The organism is Gordonia sp. LUNF6 (genome assembly GCF_047041125.1).
In the GTDB taxonomy this organism is placed as follows: domain Bacteria; phylum Actinomycetota; class Actinomycetes; order Mycobacteriales; family Mycobacteriaceae; genus Gordonia; species Gordonia sihwensis.
The window spans coordinates 2,881,449-2,902,500 of the sequence record NZ_CP178181.1 but is presented as its reverse complement, the minus strand read 5'-3'; the positions used below and the strand labels follow the sequence as shown (position 1 = coordinate 2,902,500).

20 protein-coding genes, 1 tRNA gene and 1 pseudogene are annotated in these 21,052 nt (G+C 68.1%); 18 read left to right on the top strand and 4 right to left on the bottom strand.

The features are described from left to right. Window positions 1–28: 28 nt before the first annotated feature. The gene (locus tag ACK8HH_RS13615; protein ID WP_062367800.1) at window positions 29–688 is read right to left on the bottom strand and encodes an alpha/beta hydrolase; all 660 of its coding nucleotides are present in this window, start codon (window positions 686–688) and stop codon (window positions 29–31) included. A gap of 42 nt (window positions 689–730) precedes the next feature. On the opposite strand from ACK8HH_RS13615, the gene pgm reads away from it, so the two are divergent. The 3 genes from pgm (at window position 731) to ACK8HH_RS13600 (ending at window position 3,313) form a co-directional block, all read left to right on the top strand. Then, window positions 731–2,371, top strand: a complete 1,641-nt coding sequence (gene pgm, locus ACK8HH_RS13610) for a phosphoglucomutase (alpha-D-glucose-1,6-bisphosphate-dependent) (protein WP_062367799.1) — start codon at window positions 731–733, stop codon at window positions 2,369–2,371. Window positions 2,372–2,401: 30 nt separating this feature from the next. Continuing rightward, a complete protein-coding gene (locus ACK8HH_RS13605) occupies window positions 2,402–3,130 on the top strand; it encodes a DsbA family protein (protein WP_412475266.1) in 729 nt (242 codons plus the stop codon). A gap of 110 nt (window positions 3,131–3,240) precedes the next feature. Further along, window positions 3,241–3,313 (top strand) — tRNA-Ala (locus ACK8HH_RS13600). A 320-nt stretch (window positions 3,314–3,633) separates the two neighbouring features. Here the strand turns inward: ACK8HH_RS13600 and ACK8HH_RS13595 are convergent. After that, entirely contained in the window at window positions 3,634–4,098 is a 465-nt protein-coding gene (locus ACK8HH_RS13595; RefSeq protein ID WP_412475265.1) for a MarR family winged helix-turn-helix transcriptional regulator, read from the bottom strand. 61 nt (window positions 4,099–4,159) lie between these two features. Between ACK8HH_RS13595 and ACK8HH_RS13590 the strand changes: the two genes are divergently transcribed. The 4 genes and pseudogenes from ACK8HH_RS13590 (at window position 4,160) to ACK8HH_RS13575 (ending at window position 8,374) form a co-directional block, all read left to right on the top strand. Then, window positions 4,160–4,528: a VOC family protein gene (locus tag ACK8HH_RS13590; protein ID WP_006898276.1), complete on the top strand. Its 369-nt coding sequence runs from the start codon at window positions 4,160–4,162 to the stop codon at window positions 4,526–4,528. A 161-nt stretch (window positions 4,529–4,689) separates the two neighbouring features. Beyond that, window positions 4,690–5,949, top strand: a complete 1,260-nt coding sequence (locus ACK8HH_RS13585) for an IS256 family transposase (RefSeq protein WP_412475264.1) — start codon at window positions 4,690–4,692, stop codon at window positions 5,947–5,949. Between the two features lie 185 nt (window positions 5,950–6,134). Continuing rightward, window positions 6,135–7,420: pseudogene (locus tag ACK8HH_RS13580) on the top strand (glutaminase). Window positions 7,421–7,525: 105 nt separating this feature from the next. Beyond that, window positions 7,526–8,374, top strand: a complete 849-nt coding sequence (locus ACK8HH_RS13575; protein ID WP_006898273.1) for a 3-hydroxybutyryl-CoA dehydrogenase — start codon at window positions 7,526–7,528, stop codon at window positions 8,372–8,374. A gap of 98 nt (window positions 8,375–8,472) precedes the next feature. On the opposite strand, the gene ACK8HH_RS13570 is transcribed toward ACK8HH_RS13575, so the two are convergent. Beyond that, window positions 8,473–9,186 (bottom strand): TetR/AcrR family transcriptional regulator, encoded by a 714-nt coding sequence (locus ACK8HH_RS13570; protein ID WP_006898271.1) that lies wholly within the window; start codon window positions 9,184–9,186, stop codon window positions 8,473–8,475. A gap of 90 nt (window positions 9,187–9,276) precedes the next feature. Here ACK8HH_RS13570 and ACK8HH_RS13565 point away from each other — a divergent pair, with 90 nt between their 5' ends. After that, entirely contained in the window at window positions 9,277–10,746 is a 1,470-nt protein-coding gene (locus ACK8HH_RS13565; RefSeq protein ID WP_412475263.1) for an MFS transporter, read from the top strand. A 43-nt stretch (window positions 10,747–10,789) separates the two neighbouring features. Next, complete coding sequence (locus ACK8HH_RS13560) at window positions 10,790–12,433, top strand: ABC-F family ATP-binding cassette domain-containing protein (protein WP_412475262.1); 1,644 nt, start codon at window positions 10,790–10,792, stop codon at window positions 12,431–12,433. 89 nt (window positions 12,434–12,522) lie between these two features. Here the strand turns inward: ACK8HH_RS13560 and ACK8HH_RS13555 are convergent, their stop codons facing one another. Continuing rightward, window positions 12,523–12,831, bottom strand: coding sequence for an MTH1187 family thiamine-binding protein (locus ACK8HH_RS13555; protein WP_006898265.1), 309 nt, complete (start codon window positions 12,829–12,831; stop codon window positions 12,523–12,525). 85 nt (window positions 12,832–12,916) lie between these two features. Here ACK8HH_RS13555 and ACK8HH_RS13550 point away from each other — a divergent pair, with 85 nt between their 5' ends. The 9 genes from ACK8HH_RS13550 (at window position 12,917) to ACK8HH_RS13510 (ending at window position 21,039) form a co-directional block, all read left to right on the top strand. Next, window positions 12,917–13,264: a hypothetical protein gene (locus ACK8HH_RS13550; protein WP_006898264.1), complete on the top strand. Its 348-nt coding sequence runs from the start codon at window positions 12,917–12,919 to the stop codon at window positions 13,262–13,264. A gap of 42 nt (window positions 13,265–13,306) precedes the next feature. Continuing rightward, window positions 13,307–13,909, top strand: coding sequence for a histidine phosphatase family protein (locus tag ACK8HH_RS13545; protein WP_062367793.1), 603 nt, complete (start codon window positions 13,307–13,309; stop codon window positions 13,907–13,909). A gap of 120 nt (window positions 13,910–14,029) precedes the next feature. Next, window positions 14,030–15,586: an acyl-CoA synthetase gene (locus ACK8HH_RS13540; RefSeq protein WP_006898262.1), complete on the top strand. Its 1,557-nt coding sequence runs from the start codon at window positions 14,030–14,032 to the stop codon at window positions 15,584–15,586. A 103-nt stretch (window positions 15,587–15,689) separates the two neighbouring features. Continuing rightward, window positions 15,690–16,733 (top strand): NAD(P)/FAD-dependent oxidoreductase, encoded by a 1,044-nt coding sequence (locus tag ACK8HH_RS13535; protein ID WP_062367791.1) that lies wholly within the window; start codon window positions 15,690–15,692, stop codon window positions 16,731–16,733. Further along, the gene (locus ACK8HH_RS13530; RefSeq protein ID WP_062367809.1) at window positions 16,730–17,611 is read left to right on the top strand and encodes an RNA polymerase sigma-70 factor; all 882 of its coding nucleotides are present in this window, start codon (window positions 16,730–16,732) and stop codon (window positions 17,609–17,611) included. The genes ACK8HH_RS13535 and ACK8HH_RS13530 overlap by 4 nt, the downstream gene beginning before the upstream one ends. 45 nt (window positions 17,612–17,656) lie before the next feature. Next, the gene (locus ACK8HH_RS13525; RefSeq protein WP_412475261.1) at window positions 17,657–18,466 is read left to right on the top strand and encodes a DUF1542 domain-containing protein; all 810 of its coding nucleotides are present in this window, start codon (window positions 17,657–17,659) and stop codon (window positions 18,464–18,466) included. An 80-nt stretch (window positions 18,467–18,546) separates the two neighbouring features. Next, the gene (locus tag ACK8HH_RS13520) at window positions 18,547–19,371 is read left to right on the top strand and encodes a Cof-type HAD-IIB family hydrolase (protein WP_260868928.1); all 825 of its coding nucleotides are present in this window, start codon (window positions 18,547–18,549) and stop codon (window positions 19,369–19,371) included. Then, window positions 19,368–20,093 (top strand): YoaK family protein, encoded by a 726-nt coding sequence (locus ACK8HH_RS13515; protein ID WP_062367788.1) that lies wholly within the window; start codon window positions 19,368–19,370, stop codon window positions 20,091–20,093. Before ACK8HH_RS13520 ends, ACK8HH_RS13515 begins: the two co-directional genes overlap by 4 nt. A 10-nt stretch (window positions 20,094–20,103) precedes the next feature. Continuing rightward, complete coding sequence (locus ACK8HH_RS13510) at window positions 20,104–21,039, top strand: hypothetical protein (RefSeq protein ID WP_062367808.1); 936 nt, start codon at window positions 20,104–20,106, stop codon at window positions 21,037–21,039. The last annotated feature ends 13 nt before the right edge of the window (window positions 21,040–21,052 follow it).

Sequence of the window (21,052 nt, the reverse complement as noted above, 5' to 3'; positions counted from 1 at the left end):
TGTCCTTTCGCCGGTGGTGATTCCGACGTTACGCCGTCGTGCCCGCGACCGAGCGACGGTCGGCGGCCAGTGCGTCGGCGACGAACCGCAGGGCGCTGCCCTGCCAGAGCCCGATGTGGTCGAGCATCGGATGGCCGCCGTCGGGCACCGCGAGGTATTCGGCGTCGAGTCCGCGGGCCGCGAGCTCGGCGATGCCTTTCGCGGTGCGCCGGGCCCGCGTGACGGTGTCGGCCTCGCCGTGCACGGCGCGAACCCGTGCGCCGGGGTGGATCTGCCGCCAGTCGGCGAACTGCCACCACGGCGCGAGGGCGAGGATGTCGGTGACCCGCTCGTCGTCGCCCAACTGCGCGGCGATCCGGCCGCCCATCGAATGGCCGATGACGGCGATCGGGACGCCCGGGTAGTCGGCCGCGAGACGGTCGAGAGCGGCCCGGGCGTGGGGCATCGGGCTGGCCTGTCCGCCGTTCCAGCCGTAGACCCGGTACTGCGCCTGACGGACGCGGACCCGCGTGCCGAAACGCATCTGGATCGACGCGGTGAACGGGTACATCCGCAGCGCCGAGCCCTGAGCTCGGGAGAAGGGCCGGTAGCTGAAATCGGTTCCGCCGGGGAGCACGAGAACGGCCAGTTCCGGATCGCGGACGGCGGCGCGCACCGGTGTCAACAGCATGTTCGCCAACTGCAGCATTCGCCCAGACTATCCGGAGAAACCGGTGGCAGAATCGACGGCATGGCACACCCGAGAGCAGGAACGCCCGCGACCGCAGACGACCTCATCGACGTGGCAGCCGTCGAACGCGCCTACTACGACATCACCCCCGATCCCGCGAACCCCGACCAGCGAGTGGTCTTCGGCACGTCCGGGCATCGCGGATCGAGTCTGGACGGCGCGTTCAACGAGGCGCACGTGCTGGCGATGACGCAGGCCATCGTCGAACACCGGCGGAAGGCGGGCGTCACGGGGCCGGTGTTCATCGGCTTCGACACGCACGCGCTGTCGATGCCCGCGTGGCGGTCGGCGCTGGAGGTGCTCGTCGGCAACGAGGTCACCGTGTTCACCGCCGACGGTGACGAGTTCACGCCGACGCCCGCGGTGTCGCGCGCCATCCTGCGGTTCAACTCGGAGGAACTCGGGGCGGTGGCCGACGGGATCGTCGTCACGCCGTCGCACAACCCGCCCGCCGACGGCGGATTCAAGTACAATCCACCCAGCGGCGGACCGGCCGACACCGACATCACCTCGGCGATCGCGGCCCGGGCGAACGAACTGCTGGCGGACGGGCTGTCGGGCGTCCGGCGGGTGCCCTTCGAGCGAGCGCGGCGGTCGGAGCGGGTGATCGACTACCCCTTCCTGGGCGAGTACGTCACGGCGCTCGGCGAGGTGGTCGACATGGACGCGATCCGCGCCGCCGACGTCCGGATCGGCGCCGACCCACTCGGCGGGGCATCGGTGGCCTACTGGGGCGAGATCAAGGACTACTACCGTCTCGACTCGATGACCGTGGTGAACCCGAAGACCGACCCGGCGTTCGGTTTCATGACGCTCGACACCGACGGCAAGATCCGGATGGACTGCAGCTCACCCAATGCGATGGCCTCGCTGATCGCGGCGCGAGAGTCGTACGACATCGCCACCGGCAACGACGCGGACGCCGACCGGCACGGCATCGTCACCGCCGACGCCGGGCTGATGAACCCGAACCACTATCTGGCGGTGGCGATCGACTATCTGTTCACTCACCGTGAGGAATGGAGCGAGGCGGCGGCCGTGGGCAAGACCCTCGTCTCGTCGTCCCTGATCGATCGGGTGGCCGCGGGTCTGGGCCGCACGCTCGTCGAGGTGCCCGTCGGATTCAAGTACTTCGTCGACGGTCTGCTCGACGGCACCATCGCATTCGGCGGTGAGGAGAGTGCCGGAGCCTCGTTTCTGACGGTGGCCGGCCGCCCGTGGTCGACGGACAAGGACGGCCTCATCATGGATCTGCTCGCCTGCGAGATCCTGGCCGTCACCGGGCGCACTCCATCGGAGCGGTACCGCGAACTGGCTGAGAATTACGGTGAGTCCGCTTACGCGCGCATCGATGCGCCGGCCGATCGAGAGCAGAAGGCGCGGCTGGCGGCGCTGTCGGCCGACCAGGTGCACGCCGACGTGCTGGCCGGCGAGCCCATCACCGCGATCCTCACCGAGGCACCGGGCAACGGCGCGCCGATCGGGGGACTCAAGGTGACCACGGAGAACGCCTGGTTCGCGGCGCGTCCGTCGGGGACCGAGGACGTGTACAAGATCTACGCGGAGTCGTTCCGCGGCGCCGACCATCTCGCCGAGGTGCAGTCGGAGGCGCAGTCGCTGGTCGATTCGGTGCTCGGCTGATCCTGGACGGGTCCCGCTAAGGTCGACATCGTGACGAACGGTGACAAGCCCCGCGAGAACCCCGACTACCAGCCGCAGTCCGCCGGCCCGTCGTCGTATCTGTTCATCGGGATCGGACTGCTGGTGGTCGCAGCGCTGGTGATCGGCGGCTTCATCTGGATGACGCACAAGACGTATCCGCCGGTCGACGACAAGGTCCTCGCCGAGAACGCCTCGTTCATCGTCGGAGAGAAGACGGCTCCGGAGACCATCGACGTGTTCGAGGACTTCCACTGCGAACACTGCAAGAAGTTCGAGCAGCAGTCGGGCGCCGCGATCCAGCAGGCCGTCGTCGACGGCAGGATTCGCGTGCGCTACCACATGCTGAACTTCCTCGACAAGGATTCCGGGTCGGGCGACTACTCCTCGCGGTCGGCCGGTGCCGTCCTGTGCGTCGCGCGCAACGACGGCCGCGACGTCTTCTGGAAGCTGCATTCGCAGCTGTTCGAGAAGTCGGGAGACGACCTGACGAATAAGCAGATCGCCGACCTCGCCGCCGCCGACGGCGCCGGTGCGGCGACGCGCGACTGCATCGCCTCCGGACGACTGGTCAACGAGGCGCGGGCGATGTCGGACGCGTCGAAGCAACAGCTGAGCAACTCCACCGAGGGGCAGGTCGCCACCCCGACTGTCCTGCTGGCCGGCAAGCAGGTGGAGAACATCATGGACGGCACCGCATGGCTCGACAAGATCATCGCGGGCCAGAAGCCCACCGGGTAGCGTCGGCCGGCAAGTGCCGCCGACCAGCCGATTTGGCCGGGTGATGCGCGTGCGGTAACTTAGCTAGCGCACTCGGAGAGGCAAACGATCCGGTGCGCACAAGTGAACACGGGGCTATGGCGCAGCTGGTAGCGCACCACACTGGCAGTGTGGGGGTCAGGGGTTCGAGTCCCCTTAGCTCCACAGAGTAGAACCCGCTCGGACCCCGGTCCGAGCGGGTTCTGCATTCTGCGATCCTTCGCTCTCCGCAGTGCTCAGAATGGCCAGTCCTGGAACCTGACACTCGAGCGCGGAGAACGCTCGGCCGTTGTGGGATCTCAACCGACAAGCGCCGTGATCGATACCGTCGCTCGTCGGGTCCCGCTCAGCGAGGTCGAGGCGGCATGGACGGATACTGGCGAGACTCGGCGGATTGTCATCGTCCCGTAGCGGCTTGTCCGACGCTGGTGCCGGCCGGCAGGGGGCCGCCGAGCGAGACGAGCATCCCAATGCGGCCTCCGGCGTCAGGGGTCAGTCTCGCCTGCGGCGTCGTGTAGGGACTGGGTCATCTTCTGTAGCGCACGAAAGACGGCGGCTCGTTCGGCCTCATCGAGGCCTATGAGCATTCGGTTCTCCACTGCGCGGATTGCTGAGGATGCAGTCTGCAGTCTGCGTCGTCCGCGGGTGGTGAGGCGTGTGGGCAGGGCTCTGCCGGTAGGTGCGGCGCTGGCTCTGGTGACGTATCCGTCACGTTCGAGTGTCTGAAGGAGGACGTTCATTGCTTGTCGTGTCACGAACGCGCCGCGAGCGAGTTCGGAGTTGGACAGGCCGGGTCGTTGTCTGAGTAGTTCCAAGCAGGAGTAGTAGGTGACATTCATGCCGAGTGGGCGCAGAACTTCCTCCATCGCGGCCCGCAGGGCGCTGGAGGCCTCTTTCAACGCATAGCCGACGGAGGCCTCCAGATCGATCCCTACACCCTCTTGACTCATGTCAATATAATGACATAACGTGTTGAGTGTCAGAAAATTGACATACATTGAAGGAGTAGCTGTGCCTGTCACTGGACCCGATTTCGTCTCGCTGCAGACCCGTGACCTCGACGCCTCCCGGGCGTTTTACGAGAAGTACTTAGGCCTGGTCCGGTCGCCGGCCGGCCCTCCGCATGCGGTGGTGTTCGAGACGACGCCGATCGCGTTCGCGTTACGTGACCTCGTTGCCGGTACCGACCTCGACGCGGTCCCGCAGCCGGGAATCGGCGCGGCGATTTGGCTGCATGCCACTGGCGTCCAGGAGATCCACGACTCGTTGGTCGCCGACGGACACACAATCGTGTCCGAGCCGATCGATGGTCCGTTCGGCCGGACATTCACCTTCGCGGACCCTGATGGCTATCACATCACTTTGCACGATCGTGCCTGAACCGCGGCGCCTGATCTCTGGTGCGATAGTAGTGCCCCATAGAGTGGTGTAACTCGGTGACCAGGACCGTAGCCGGCAGCGCGTGGCTGTCGGCATGCAAGCGGTCACCGTGTGATCCTTCGAGTCAACCTCTCACAGAATCCTCGAATGGAGTCATCACGATGACCGCACCCCACATTGTCGATCCTGCCGGCTTGTTAAGCCAAGCCCTCGGCGATGCATCACCGGATCTGATGCGCGAGCTGCTGCAGACGATGATCAACACCCTGCTCTCCGCTGACGCCGACGCCGTCTGCGGCGCCGAATGGGGCCGCCGATCCGACGACCGCACCAACTACCGCAACGGCTACCGCCACCGACCCCTCGATACCCGCGTAGGCACGATCGACGTCGCCGTGCCCAAACTCCGGTCGGGCACCTACTTCCCCGAGTGGTTGCTCGAACGGCGTAAACGCGCCGAATCCGCGCTGATCACCGTTGTCGCGGACTGCTACCTCGCCGGGGTCTCGACCCGCCGGATGGACAAGTTGGTCAAGACCCTGGGCATCGATTCGTTGTCGAAGTCGCAGGTCTCCCGCATGGCCGAAGACCTCGACGAACAGGTTGCCGCGTTTCGTCATCGCCGTCTCGACGAGGCAGGACCGTTCACGTTCGTCACCGCCGACGCGTTGACGATCAAGGTCCGCGAGAACAAGCAGGTCGTCAAAGCCGTCGTCCTGCTGGCTACCGGCGTCAACGGTGACGGTCATCGTGCGGTGCTCGGCATGCAGGTCGCGACCAGTGAGACCAAAGCCTCGTGGAACACCTTCTTCGCCGACCTCGTGGCCCGCGGCCTGGGCGGAGTTCGCCTGGTGACTTCCGATGCCCATGCCGGGCTCATCGAGGCGATCGCAGCGAACCTACCGGGAGCGGCCTGGCAGCGCTGCCGCACCCACTACGCCGCGAACCTGATGGCGGTGTGCCCGAAATCGATGTGGCCAGCGGTCAAAGCCATGCTGCACAGCGTGTACGACCAGCCCACCGCGGACGCCGTCCATGCCCAGTTCGACCGGCTCCTGGAGTACACCGAAGACCGACTACCGCAGGTCGCCGAGCACCTCGGCGATGCTCGCGAGGACCTCTTGGCGTTCACCTCGTTCCCCGACGACGTGTGGCGACAGATCTGGTCCAACAACCCCACCGAGCGACTCAACCGCGAGATCCGCCGCCGCACCGACGTCGTGGGCATCTTCCCCAACCGCGACGCCATCATCCGGTTGATCGGCGCCATCCTGGCCGAACAGACCGACGAATGGGCCGAAGGCCGCCGCTACCTCGGCCTGGAAGTCCTCAGCAGGTGCCGACTCACCCTGACCGCCGACCCCGACTCCAACTCGCCGACGGAGGTGAGTACCGATCCGTTGATGGAACTACCCGCCTGATCACCAACGAAGGATCAGAAACCAGTTACACCACTACCCGAGACTTGACCGGTGCGATCGGGCGCTAGGTGCTGGATGGGCTCGTGGCAGGCGGGTCCGGGACTTTGGTGGTCGAGTCGGCCCGCCGAGGCCTGCCGTTACGCCGTGCGGCGGCGCTGACCGCCGCGTCGACGTACGCTGCGCATGTGCGCTCTCCGATTCCCGACTATCTCGCCGAAGCTCTCGGTTCGGTCGAGTTCGACCAGTCCGGCGCCACCGCCGACTACATCCCGAACTGGCCGACGCCGACCCCGACCGGCTGGCCGTGTCGTTCTGCACCGAGGACGGCCGCCGCTACTCGCAGGGCGACGCCGACGTCGAGTTCAGCATTCAGTCCATCTCCAAACCGTTCGTGTACGCGCTCGCCCTGGCCGATCGGGGATTCGACGAGATCCTCGCGAAAGTGGGAGTGGAGCCTACCGGCGACGCCTTCAACGAACTCTCGCTCGAACCCGGCACCGGCCGCCCGCTGAACCCGATGATCAACGCCGGCGCCATCACCGTGCACACCCTCGTCCGACCGCCGGGCGCGACGCCGGAAGCGCGCAACGAGCGGATCGTGGACGGGCTCAGTGCCTTCGCCGGGCGTCGCCTGCGTGTGGACCAGCGGGTGTACGAGTCGGAGATCTCATGCGCCTACCGCAACCGGGCGCTGGCGAACATGTTGCGCGCCAACGAGATCATCGATGAGGGGCCGCTGGTGGCCGTCGCCGGATACACGCGGCAGTGTTCGTTGTTGGTCACCGTCGAGGATCTGGCGATGATGGCGGCGACGCTGGCCAACAGGGGCGTCAATCCGGTGACGGGTGCGCCGGTGGTGCCGGCCGCGGTGGTGCGCCAGACGTTGAGCGTCATGGCCACGTGCGGAATGTACGACGGCGCAGGCGACTGGATGACCCGCGTCGGGATCCCGGCGAAGAGCGGCGTCTCGGGTGGTCTGATCGGCGCACTTCCCGGTCAGGCCGGCATCGCGACCTTCTCTCCTCGGCTCGACCGGCACGGCAACAGCGTGCGCCGCGTCGACCTGTTCCGGCGGTTCACATCCGATATGGGAATGCACCTGATGGAGGTGCCGCCCGCGGGCCCGTCGGTGGTGCGCAGTCGCCGCGAGTTCGGTCACGGACCGTCGGGTGTCGAGGTGGTGTCGCTGCAGGGGGAGATCCGTTTCGCCGGCGCCGAACGCATCGTCCGGGAGTTGGCGGACGCGCCGCCGACGCGCAAGCGGGTCGCGATCAACCTCATGCGGGTCAGTTCGGTCGGCGACGTGGGACGCCGCATGATCCTGGAGGCGGTCCGCAGACTGACTCTCGACGGCCACGACGTCTACCTGATCGATCCCGACCGCGTGTTGCCCGATCCCGACCCCGGTGAGGGCGGCAGGGTGACCGTGGTGAGCGGCCGCGACGACATCCGGCGCCTGATGAGCAAGTGAGGCCGATCCGGACCCCTGCTCGTCCCGTCGCGGCAGGCAACTACGCTGTGCGTCGACAGTATTGTTCCGGCCGTCGTCGCGGCGGCCCTGCGGTTTGGAGTACTTGTGAATCTCATCGGCGTTATCGGCGGCGGAACCATGGGAGCTGGCATCGCTGAGGTGTGCGCGAAGGCCGGCAGCGACGTGCTGGTGCTCGAGACGAAGCAGGAGTTCGCCGATGCGGCGGCGGAGCGCATCGCGAAGTCGATCGGGCGCGGTGTCGCCAAGGGCAAGATCTCGCAGGAGGACGCCGACGCGGCCATCGCACGCGTGAAGGTCACCCTCGACGTCGACGAGTTCGCCGACCGCGAACTGGTCATCGAAGCGGCACCCGAGGTCGAGTCGATCAAGCACGACATCTTCGCCAAGCTCGACGCCGTGGTGAAGCCGGAGGCCATCCTCGCCACCAACACCTCGTCGATCCCGATCATCAAGATCGCCGCCGCCACCAGCCGTCCCGAGCGCGTCGTCGGCGTCCACTTCTTCAACCCGGTCCCGGTGATGCCGCTGGTGGAGATCATCTCCGCGCTCACCACCGCGCCGGAGACCGCCGCCGCGGTCACCGACTACGCCAAGAACGTGCTCGGCAAGACCACCGTGCAGGCCGGCGACCGCTCGGGCTTCATCGTCAACGCGCTGCTGATCCCGTACCTGTGCCAGGCGATCCGGATGTACGACTCGGGCTACGCCAGCGCCGAGGACATCGACGCCGCGATGAAGGGCGGCTGCGGTTACCCGATGGGCCCGTTGACCCTCTGCGACACCGTCGGCCTCGACATCTGCCTGGCCGCCGCCGAGTCGCTGTACGCGGAGTTCGCCGAGCCGCACTTCGCGCCGCCGGCACTGCTGCGCCGCATGGTCGACGCCGGCCGTCTCGGCCGCAAGAGTGGCCGCGGCTTCTACGACTACAGCTAGCCGATACCCGCACGGAACCCCTCGGCCGGAATCCCGGCCGAGGGGTTTCGTCGTATCCGGGCAGCTTTGGCGCCCGACAGTCTCTGCGCCAGACCGTCTCAGCGACCGCCGGCCTGCAGCCGGAGTCCGGACAGCAGCAGGTCGAGGCCGGCGCGGAACTGCTCGGCGTCGTCGTGCACGGCGAACTCGTCGACGGTGTAGTGGATGAACGGATACCGATCGGGGTCGAGGGATCGCCACTGGTCGGCGAAGTGCTCGATGTACTCCGAGCGGCTCATCGTGCCGTCGAGCACGGCCGCGGGCGGCTGCTGTCCGAGGTCGGTGGCCGTTCCGATGACGAATCCGAGAACGGCTGAGACACCGTGGAAGGTCTCTCGCGGCCCGAGGCCCAGCCGCATCACATGACGGCCGAGCCGCTCGTACATCTGCAGTCCGTTGGGCTGGGTGCCGGTGTCGCGCATCAGGTATCCGCCCAGCCAGGGCCGGTCGACCACGGTATCGAACAGCGCGACTGCCACCGCCCGGAGGTCGGCGATCGGATCGTCGGTGTCGTCGAAGTCATTGGTCCGGGTGAGCACCTCGCCGAGCACGTGGTCGGCGGCCCGGTCGAGCAGTTCCTCCTTGCTCGAGACGTACCAGTAGATGCTTGCGACGCCGCCGCCCAGGCGTGCCGCGAGCGCGCGGAAGGTCAGCGCGGACTCGCCCGACTCGTCGAGCAGTGCGACGGCCTCTCCGATCACCGTGTCCATCGAATGGGAAGCGCGGCGGCGACCTGCTCGTCGCTGCGGGCGGTCGTGCTCGGGAACAGTCATGAATCCTCCTCTCTTGCATCCTATCGAACGCCGTTCTATTGTATCGAACAAGGTTCGATAACCGAACATCGTTCGATAAGGAGGTGTCTCATGACTGACGTCGCCGAGACCTCGCGCTCCGGGACCGCACGATCCCGGACCTACACATCCGTCCGTGCCGCCTGGATGCCGATGGCCGCCCTGTGCCTGGCGTTCTTCGTCGAGATGGTCGACAACACGTTGCTCTCGATTGCACTGCCGACCATCGGGCGTGATCTGGGCAGCGGCACCACCGCACTCCAATGGGTCACGGGCGCCTATTCGCTGACCTTCGGGGGTCTGCTGCTGACCGCCGGATCGATGGCCGACAAACTGGGGCGACGACGGGTTCTGCTCGTCGGGCTCGCCGCCTTCGGCGTGATCAGCCTCGGCGTTCTCGCCGTCTCCTCGACGCGCGAACTGATCGCCCTTCGCGCGCTGCTCGGCGTCGCCGCTGCCGCGATGGCCCCGATCACCAACTCGCTGGTCTTCCGCCTCTTCGACGACGCGGCGCTCCGCATGCGCGCGATGACGCTGATGATCGTCGTCGGCATGAGCGGCTTCATCCTCGGTCCGGTGCTGGGCGGAACGGCGCTGGCACACGTCGGCTGGGAATGGCTTCTCCTGGTCAACGCCCCGATCGCGCTGATCGCGTGGATCGGTGTCCGGCTCGGGGTCCCCGCCGACGATCCGCAGGATCTCACCGGAGATCGTCTCGATCTGCCGGGCGCGGCCCTGAGCATTCTCGCGATCGGTCTCGGTTGCTACACCCTCACCGCGGGTGTGGAGCACGGCTGGACGTCCGGCCCGGTATGGGCGTCGGCGGTCGGGGCGGCGGTCGCCCTCGGCGCCTTCGTGTGGCATGAGCGCCGCACCTCCGAACCGATGCTCGACCTCGGCGTCTTCGCCGACGGCACCGTGCGGGGAGCGGCGATCGCGCAGGTGGGTACGTCGATCGCGATGGCCGGTGTGATGTTCGGCCTGATTCTGCACTTCCAGTACGCATACGGATGGAGTCCGATGCGGGCGGGACTGGCGAACCTGCCCCTCATCATCACGATGATTCTCGCGACCCCGCTCTCGGAGTACCTGGCGAAGAGATTCGGCCATCGGATCGCGTGTGTGATCGGCGCCGGATTCCTCGCGGGCTCGCTCGCCGGAGTCGCGTGGGCCGTCGACCACGGTTACCCCGCGATCGCCGTCTTCATGGTGACGCTGACGATCGGTCTGCGGACGGTGATGACGATCTGCGCGGTGGCGCTGGTCGGAGCGATGCCGAGCAACCGGACGTCGATCGGCACCGCGCTCAACGACAGCGCGCAGGAGATCGGCACCAGCGTGGGCACTGCGGTGATCGGCACGATGATCGCCGCGCTGGTCACGACCAGTCTGCCGCCGGGCGTGTGGGGCAGCGACCTCGTCGCGTCGTTCTTCCGCGGCGAGCGCATCGCATTCGCGGTGCTCGCGGTGGTGGTCGGGGTGGTCTCCGTGTGGGGCGCGTTGGCGTTGACCGATTCGCGAGCCACCGACGAGCACCCGTGAGCCGCCCCGTCGAGCGCGCGCCCGCGGATGCGACGATGGACCGATGACCGCAACGCTCGTCGCCAAGGAGGTCTCCGGTGGGTACGCCCATCGGGTGCTGTTCGATCATCTCGACCTCACGGTGGCGCCCGGCGATGTGGTCGGGGTGGTCGGCGCCAACGGTGCCGGGAAGACGACGCTGCTCCGCATCCTCGCCGGTGATCTCGCACCGTTGGAGGGAACGGTGGTGCGGGCGCCGTCGGACGCCTTCGTGGGCTGGTTGCCTCAGGAGCATGAGCGGGTGCCGGGGGAGACGGTGGGCCAATACGTGGCCCGACGGACCGGTTGCGCGGCGGCGACGGCCGCGATGGACGCGGCCGCGGCGGCGCTGGCCGACGGGACCGGGGACGAGGCCTACTCCGCGGCCCTGGATCACTGGCTCGCGACCGGAGCCGCGGATCTCGACGAACGCCTGCCCGCGGTGCTCGCCGAGCTGGGATTCGACACGACCGCCGGCGCACCCGAGTCGGCGCTGATGACCGGTCTCTCCGGAGGTCAGGCCGCGCGCGTGGGCTTGGCGGCGTTGCTGTGCTCCCGCTTCGACATAGTCCTTCTCGACGAGCCCACCAACGATCTCGACCTCGACGGACTGGCCCGGCTGGAAGAGGTCGTCGCAGGCATGCGCGGCGGCGTGGTCCTTGTGAGCCACGACCGGGAGTTCCTGTCGAGGAGTGTGACCCGCGTCCTGGAACTCGACCTGGCACAGCACACGAACACCGTTTTCGGCGGTGGATACGAGAGCTACCTGGAGGAACGGGAAGTGGCGCGCCGGCACCGACGCGAGGCCTACGAGGAATACGCCGAGAAGAAGGCCGACCTCGTGGCACGGGCTCGGACGCAGCGGGAGTGGTCGAGCCAGGGCGTGCGGAACGCGATGCGCAAGAATCCCGACAACGACAAGGTGCGTCGCAAGGCGGCCACTGACTCGAGTGAGAAGCAGGCGCAGAAGGTACGGCAGATGGAGAGCCGGATCGCGCGCCTCGAAGAGGTCGTCGAGCCGCGCAAGGAGTGGGTTCTCGAGTACTCCATCGGAGCGGCGCCGCGGTCGAGTTCGGTGGTGTCCACTCTCAACGACGCCGTCGTCCGGCAGGGCGAGTTCGTCTTGGGGCCGGTGTCACTGCAGGTGAACGCCGGTGAGCGCATCGGCATCACCGGTCCCAACGGTGCAGGGAAATCGACGCTGCTGGGGTTGATCGTGGGGCGCATCGAGCCGGGCTCCGGCACCGCCGCCCTGGGCGCGAATGTCGCCATCGGTGAGGTCGACCAAGCGCGTGCGCAGTTCTCCGGACCGGAGCTGCTCGCGGACCGCTTCGAGGAACTGGTCCCGGAGTCCACGACCGAGGAGGTGCGGACGCTGCTGGCGAAGTTCGGACTGCGCGCCGATCACGTGGGGCGTCCGACCGCCGACCTCTCGCCCGGCGAGCGCACCCGGGCGGCGCTCGCGTTGCTGCAGGTCCGCGGCGTCAACGTGCTGGTGCTCGACGAGCCGACCAACCACCTCGATCTGGCCGCGATCGAGCAACTCGAATCAGCGCTCGACAGCTACGACGGCGCACTGCTGGTCGTGACCCACGACCGCCGGATGCTGGAGAACGTCCACGTCGACCGCCGTTGGGACGTCCAGGACGGTCGCGTCCGCGAACTCTGACGGACGTGCTGCGGAGATCAGTCGTGAGAGCCTCGCCCGAGGGCGATCTTCCCTCGACGGCCCGCGACACGCATGATCTCAGCAGTGGCTCAGGGCTCCGCGCGCAGACGCTGCTCGATCCTCTCCACCTTCTCGGTGAGCTGACCGGAGAATCCTTCGCGCATGTCCGCTTTCAGCACCAGACTCACGCGCGGACTGTGCGCGGCCACGGCCTCGCAGGCCGCTTTGATGACGGCCATGCACTCGTCCCAGTCTCCTTCGACGGTGGTGAACATCGAGGTCGTCTCGTTGGGAAGGCCGGAGGCGCGTACCACCCGGACCGCCTCCGCGACGGCCGCGCTGACCGATCCGTCGGGGTCGTCACTGGTTCCGGGAGCGATCGAGAAAGCGAAGAGCATGGCCTCAGGCTACGCGCCCGCCCGGGCGCGGAGCGCCCGTCGAATACCACTGTCCACCGCGGGGGAGTCGTGGACAATCGGGAGCATGAGCTACACGTTGGCGTTCTGGTCGGGAGGCGATTCCGCGGACTGCGGCGAGACCTACAACAGGTTGAACAGCGGTGAGAGGGTCGCGGGCGTCCGCCCCGTCGACGCCGCGGCCGTCGAGAGCGCCATCGGAGACCTCGACCGTTGGTCTCGCAATCAGAACATGCTCTACCCGCCGGGAGGGACGGCCGCGGACGGACCGGCCTTCGACGTCTTCATGGACGATCAACTCGTGGTCTTCACCGGCTACGGCGTCGAGCCGCACGACATCAACGTGGTGATCGACGTGATGCGCTCGCTCGGCTTCCGGCTGTACGACCCGCAGACCCTGGAGCGGTTCGAGTAGCTCGGGACGCGTCCGGCCGACGCGATCGGTACGGTACGAGCGGTGAACACCTGCACCCGTCACCCCCGCATCCTGTTGATCCGCCACGGGGAGACCGAGTGGTCACGGACGGGCAGGCACACCGGGCGCACCGATATCGGATTGACGCAGACGGGAGAGGTGCAGGCGAGCGCGCTGGCGGGCATCGCCCAGCGTCTCGGGTTGGAGGATCCGTACGTCGTCTCCTCGCCGCGCCGCCGTGCCCGGCGCACGGCGGAACTGGCCGAGTTGGCGCCCGACGAGGTCGGCGAGGACTTCGCCGAATGGGATTACGGCGACTATGAGGGGATCACGCGGTCGCAGATCCGCGCGGAATACGAGCCGGACTGGTCGATCTGGACGCATGGAGCGCCCGGAGGTGAGTCGGTCCAGGAGATGACGCAGCGCGTCGATCGGGTAGTGCGGTACGTCGAGGCCGAACTGGTCCGCCGTGACGTGGTGGTTGTTTCGCACGGGCACTTCTCCCGGTCGTTCATCTGTCGCTATCTCGGCTGGCCGATCGTCTACGGCGCGGCCGTCGACCTGCGCCCGGCGGGATCGGCACTGCTCGCGGATGTGGAGGGCGAACGACGCATCGAGTTGCTCACGGGCCCGGCCGGCGCGTGACTCGGGCGACCCGCACCGACGGCACAAAAACAAGCGCTTGTGACTTTTTCTTCGTGAGGTTACGGTGATCCACATCACGCACCACCGCGGCGGCGCCGCGCGAATCGATGGGATCGTCACATGGACAACGGCATCGGCAACTGGCCCACCCTGCACCGGGTGCGGCATCCACACCGCGTCGCACTGATCGACGCGACGACCGGCGCCGAGTACACCTTCGAACAACTGGATCTCCGGACCAACGCTCTGGCCGACGCCTTGCGCTCGCGCGGCATCGGCCGAGGAGACCGGGTCGCCCTCCTCACTCTCAACAGCACACACATGCTCGAGGTGGTCCTCGCCGTCGCCAAACTCGGTGCGGTGGCCGTACCGATCAACTGGCGCCTGCAGGCCCCCGAAGTGCAGTACATCCTCAACGACTCCGGTGCCCGCCTCCTGTTCGTCTCACCCCAGACTGCGGCTCTGGCCCGTGCCGCGGCCGAGGGAACCGAGGTGTCCGGCATCGTCGAGATCCCGTCGGGCGAGCAGCGTGCCGCCGGCGAGCCCTCGGAGTACGAGGCACTCATCGCCGAGGGCAGCGACGAGCGGGTGCCGGTCGACGTCGCCGCCGACGACCTGTCGATGCTCATGTACACCTCGGGGACCACCGGCTTTCCGAAGGGAGCGATGCTCACCCACGCCAATCACCACTGGAACGGCATCAACAACCTCACCGCCGGCGACGGCGTCGGACCGCGCGATGTCAACATCGCCTCGGCGCCCCTGTTCCACATCGGTGCGCTGGGTGTCATCACACTGCCGTTGCTCTACATCGGGGGAACCACCGTGGTGCTGGAGACCTTCACTCCCGACGCGTGGCTCGACGCGGTCGCGAAGCATCGGGTCAGCGTGGCGTTCGCGGTGCCCGCGATGTGGGCCGCGATCGATGCCTCGCCGGCTGTCGAGACCGCGGATCTGAGCTCACTGCGGTTCGGCATCTCCGGTGGTGCGCCGTGCCCGGTGGTGCTGATCGAGAGTCTCACGCGGCACGGCGTTCGGCTCTGCGAGGGTTTCGGGCTCACCGAGACCTCTCCGAACGTCTGCGTTCTGGAGGTCGACGAGGCCGTCGCGTACGCGGGATCGGTCGGCAAGCCGGTGCTCCATGTGGAGATGAAGGTGGCCGACGGTGAGGGAGACGAGGTGCCGCCGGGCGTGATCGGCGAGCTTCTGGTTCGCGGTCCCAACGTCTTCGTCGGCTATTGGAACAAGCCCGAGGCCACGGCCGAGGCGCTGCAGGACGGCTGGTTCCACACCGGCGATCTCGCCACCTGCGACGAGGCGGGGTACTACCGGATCGTCGACCGGAAGAAGGACATGATCGTCACCGGCGGAGAGAACGTCTACGCCTCGGAGGTGGAGCAGACGATGTACCGGCATCCGGCCGTCGCGGAGGTCGCGGTGATCGGCCTGCCCGACGAGAAATGGGGCGAGTCGGTGACCGCGGTGGTCGCCGCCAAACCGGGGTCGGAGGTTTCCGAAGCGGAGCTGATCGCCTGGACCCGCGAGCGGATCGCCCACTTCAAGAGCCCGCGGGCGGTGCACTTCGTCGACGTGCTGCCGCGCACAGCCACCGGAAAGGTGCTCAAGCGTGAACTGCGTCTGCGCTGGAGCGGCGACGAATCCGCGGTGCGGCGGTGACCGGAGACGCCGATCTCCACGATCACTGGCGGAGCGTGTCACGGGTGGCGGCCCCGCGGTGTCCCATGGGTGTCTGATCGAGAACAACACCTGGGAGGTCGTCATGAAGATCGTGATCGTGGGAGCGGGGTACGCGGGGACGATGGCCGCGAACCGGTTGGCGCGACGGGCGCGCGGCGCTGAGATCGTCGTCGTCAATCCGCGCCCGGAGTTCGTGGAACGCATCCGACTGCACCAGGTGGTCGCGGGCAGCGGGACCGCGGCCCGCCCGTTGGCCGAGATGCTCGACGATTCGGTGACGACTCGGATCGCGGCGGTGACGAAGATCGCGGACGGTTCGGTGGCCCTGAGTGACGGCGGCGCGCTGGAGTTCGACCGTCTCGTCTATGCGGTCGGCGGTGCACCGAGCGCTCCGGAGGGAGCCGTGGACGTCGGCGCGCCCGAGTCGGCTGCCGTGGCCGCCGAACGACTGCGCTCCCTGCCGGACGGGGCCGCGGTCGACGTCGTCGGAGGTGGGCTGACGGGGGTGGAGACCGCGACGGAGATCGCAGCTCGGCGCCGCGACGTGCGGATCCGGCTCTTCAGCGATGCGCCGATCGCCCGATCGCTCGGCGCGAAGGCCCGAGCGCAGGTCGCCGAGGTGCTCGCCGGGCACGGCGTCGAGGTGGTCCGACAGCGGTGGTCGGGCGGACGGGACGCGGCGCTGACGGTGTGGGCCAACGCGAGCCGGGTGGGCGAACTGGCTCTCCAGAGCGGGCTGGAGGTGAACGACGCCGGCCGTGTGATGGTGGACGATCATCTGCGCAGTGTGAGCGATCCGCGGGTGATCGCGGTCGGCGACGGAGCGGCGGTTCCGGGATCGCGCATGAGTTGCCAGGCGGCGATTCCGCAGGGGGCGTACGCCGCGGATCTGATCGCAGCCGACTTCACGGGCCGGTCGCACAAGCCCTATTCCGTCGCGTTCGTGGCGCAGTGCGTGTCGCTGGGCCGCTCCGACGGCGTGGTCCAGAGGGTGCACCGCGACGACAGTCCGGCGAGCCTCTGGCTACGCGGGCGCACGGCCGCGGCGATCAAGGAGCAGGTGTGCCGCAGCACCGTGCACACCGTCCGCGCCGGACGGTACTCGTGGAAGCCGGGCGCGGCATGAGCGCCGCCGAGCCACCCGGAGTCGCGGAGTTCACCCAGCACCGTCCCCTGCTGTTCTCGATCGCTTACGAGATCCTCGGGTCCGTCGCCGACGCGGAGGACGTACTGTCCGAGAGCTGGCTGCGCTGGCAGGAAGGCGACCGGTCGGAGGTCGAGAACCCGCGCGCGTACCTGGCGCGGATCGTGACCCGACAGGCGCTGAACGCCGCGCGGGCGTCGTCGCGACGACGCGAGACATACGTCGGTCCGTGGCTGCCGGAACCGCTCGAGTCGACTGCCGAGGACTCCGGACTCGACCACGTCCTGTCCGGGGAAGCCGTCACGACCGCGATGCTCCTCGTCCTCGAGTCGCTCACTCCCGACGAGCGCGCGGTCTTCGTGTTGCGCGAGGTCTTCGACTTCGGGTACGCCGAGATCGCCGACGCGATCGGAAAGTCACAGCCCGCGGTCCGGCAGATAGCGCATCGCGCACGAAACCACGTCCGTGCCCGACGCCCCGCCGCGGTCGCCGACCCCGAGGATGCGCGGGCGGTCGCCGAGCGGTTTCTGACCGCGGCCGCCACCGGCGATCTCCAGGAACTCATGGACACGCTCTCTCCCGGTGTGGTGTACATGGGCGACGGTGGCGGCGTCGTGGCGGCGGCGCGCCGGCCGATCGAGGGTGCGGCCCGGGTGGCGCGGATGGCGGCCGGACTCTTCGCCAAGGCACCGACCCTGGGTGAGGTGGGGATGCGGATGACGGTCGTGAACGGCATGCCGTCGTTGGTGGTGACGATCGACGGGGATCTCGACAGCGTGGTCTCGGTCGAAGTGACGGGAGAGAAGGTGACGGCGGTGTACGCGGTGCGGAATCCGGTCAAACTCGACGGGCTCCGCTGACTCGCATCGTCGCCGCCCGCCCGCACGATCCGTACGCTGGAGAGGGTGTTAGAGATCCTCTTCATCCTCGTCATCGCGCTGATCGCCGTCGGAGTGTTTTCGATGATGCGCAACCGCACCGTCACCGCCCAATCCGGACGAGTCTCTCTCGACGACGCCAAGGCCGATGCGCGGCAGGCGATCGAACGACTCGGCGGCCAGGTGTACTCGCTCGACCCGGGCGACGACCCGGCTGCCAAGCAGGCACTCGCCGACGCGGGCGAGCGGTTCACCGCGGCCGGCTCGCAGATCGAGCAGGCGTCCAGTCCCGCTCAGGCCGGACTCGCCAAACAGACCGCTGTGGAAGGCCTGTACTACATCCGAGCGGCCCGCACCGCGCTGAAACTCGATCCGGGTCCCCCGATCCCCGAACTCGAGGGTCAGCGCGCGGCCGGATCGGTGACCGAGGAGCGGTCGGTGGAGTTCGACGGCCGCACCGTCGAGGCGTCGCCGCAGCCGTCCAGCCAGACGCCCAACTACTATCCGGGCGGTCGCGTGGCGGGACGCCCGGTGCCCGCGGGCTGGTACTCCGAGCCGTGGTGGCGTCCGGCGCTCATCGGCGGTGCGTGGGGCGTGGGATCGGCGCTGCTGTTCAGCTCCTTGTTCTCCGGAATGGCGGGTGTCCCGCACGGGGTCGCCGACGCCGATATGGCCGGCGGCGACTACTCCGACGGCGGCGGCGACAGCGGGGACAGCGGCGGCGACAGCGGGGACAGTGGCGGCGATTACGGGGACGGCGGCGGCGACTTCGGCGACGGCTTCGGTGGTTTCGACGGCGGGGACTTCGGTGATTTCGGGGGCGGCGACTTCTTCTGACCGGCAGCTGATCGCCGGTCGGCGCCCCGCGTCGGGCCGCTGGTGCCTGAGGGCGGTGCCGTCGGCATTACCATCGAGACATGCTTGATGGGCTTCGGTCAGCGGACATCCGGATGGTCGTCGCCGACATGGACGGAACGCTGCTCGACGACGCCGGCCGGGTTCCCGACGCCTTCTGGCCTATCCTCGACGAGTTGACCGCGCGCGGTATCGCGTTCGTCCCGGCGAGCGGTCGGCAGTACTACACCCTCGAGGAGATCTTCGCCCCGCACCGCGGCACGCTCTCGTACGTCGCCGAGAACGGCAGCATGGTGATGCACGACGGCAGGCTGTTGACGTCGTCGACCATCGATCCCGCGCTGGTCGCCACGGTCATCGGCACCGTCCGCGAGGCCGATCGGCACGGGCGTGACCTCCGACTGCTCGTGCACCGGACCGACGGAGCCTTCATCGAGTCCGACGACGCCGAGTTCGTCGTTCACGCTCGCCGGTACTGCGTCCGGCTGGAGCATGTGGTCGATCAGTCCCAGATCGACGGCGATGTGGTCAAGCTCGCGATCTACGACTTCGCCGACGCCGAGTCGAGCGCCGCTGAACTGTTCGCTCCACTGGTCGGCGACCACAAGCTCGCGGTGTCGGGGAGCCACTGGATCGACATCACCGCACCGGGGACGCACAAGGCCACCGGTGTCCGGGAACTGCAGGCTCTTCTCGGCGTGGGCCCCGAGCACACGGTCGTCTTCGGCGACTACCTGAACGATCTCGAGATGCTCGACGCCGCACGGTGGTCGTTCGCGATGGCCAATTCACACCCCGACGTGCTCGAACGTGCGCGGTTCCGGGCTCCCAGCAACGTCGACGCAGGCGTGGTCACGGTGCTCCGACAGATGCTGGCCGGACGGTGAGGTCCGCGCATCGGCGGGAGATCGCGCTCGCGGTGACGCTCTCCGGAATCGCCGGTTACCTCGACGCGGTCGGCTTCTTGGAACTCAAGGGATCGTTCGTGTCGTTCATGAGCGGCAACACCACCGAACTCGCCACGCAACTCGGCACCGGTCGCCTCGGCGGTGCGGGCACCGTGGCATCGATCCTCGCCATGTTCTTCTGCGGTGCCGTGATCGGTGCGATCGCCGCGAGGTTCTGGGACGGCCGGACCACCGTTCTCCTCACCACCACCGTTCTGCTGGCGACGAGCGCCCTGGCCTGCGTGTTCGTGGCTCCGTCGTCCGCCTTCGCGATCGGACTGCCCGCGGCGATGGGTGCGATGAACTCCACCTTCCTGAGGAAGGGCGAGGTGAGCATCGGCCTGACCTACATGACGGGGACGCTCGTGAAGGCCGGACAACAACTCGTCGAGGCGTTCACCGGCGGTCCCCGCATGCTGTGGCTCCGGAACCTGTCCCTGTGGTTCGCGCTCGCCGTCGGCGGAATGATCGGAGCGGCCACCCATGATCTGACCGGGCCGACCTCGGCCGTGTGGATCTCCGTCGCGGCGATGCTCGTCGTCACGGCCGCGACCGTCGCGGTGCGGCGACGGACCGGGAGGTTCGGAGTGCCGAGTGCCGGGCGCGCGGCGCGCGAGACCCACGTCGTGCACGATCCGCCGAGCCCGGACGAGGTTTCGTAGCATGAGTGGCATGTCATCGGACGCCGCAGACCTCGCCGCGAGACTTCTCGACGCTCACGTCGATTACGAGCGCCGCCGGCTCACCGACTCCGTGGCGTTCGCGGCGCTGGTGGAGGAGGAGATCACGGCGTTCCTCGACGCCGCAGACCAGTTGCCGCTCGAAGAGGCCGTCTCCCGCGATCTGGTCAAGGCCGTCGCACGCAAGTACGCGATCGCATTCCCGGTCGACGGCGCCATCCCCGGTCTCGTCGGCACCGTCGCCTCACGGATCTACGATTACTCGACTGGCGACGACACCCGGCTCGGTGACGTTCTCGAGAGGCGCCGTTACGAGGAACTGGCGGCCGGCGTCGCCGAGTTGGGTCTGTCGCGGCGGATGCTCAAGCGCGTCCTCGACAGTCCGGCGACCGAGGATGCGTGCGTGGAGGCGATCCAACGGGCGGTCGACTCCTCCCGGATGCCCGGCCCGGTGGCGGCCGTCGTCGATTCGATGGTCGAGCGAATCGCGAGGCGCTGCGCCCGCACGGTGCTCGCAGCCAACCGCGCCGAAGCCGATCATCTCGTGCTCGACGCCGCTCGCGAGGTATGGCTGGCCGGCGCCGATCAGAGCGTCGGTGATGTGCGCGACGTGCTGAGCAGTTCGGATGTCGAAGACGCAGTGGTGCTGGTCTTCGAGTTCTGGCGCACGTTCCGCGAGACGCCGTTCTTCCGAGCGATTCTCGACGAGGGCGTCGACGAGGTCTTCGACACGTACGGCACCACCTCGCTGTCGGATCTGCTCGACGAGTTGGGCGTGGGGCGCGACGACCTGGTGGAGGAGGCGATGCGGTTCGGTCCGCCCGTCATCGCACGGATCGACGCCGACGGGTTCGTCGAGGCGGCTCTGCGCCGCCGGTTGAGCCCGTTCTACACCTCTGCGGAGTTCGCAGCGCTGGTCGGCCGCTGAGGCAGCGTCCCGC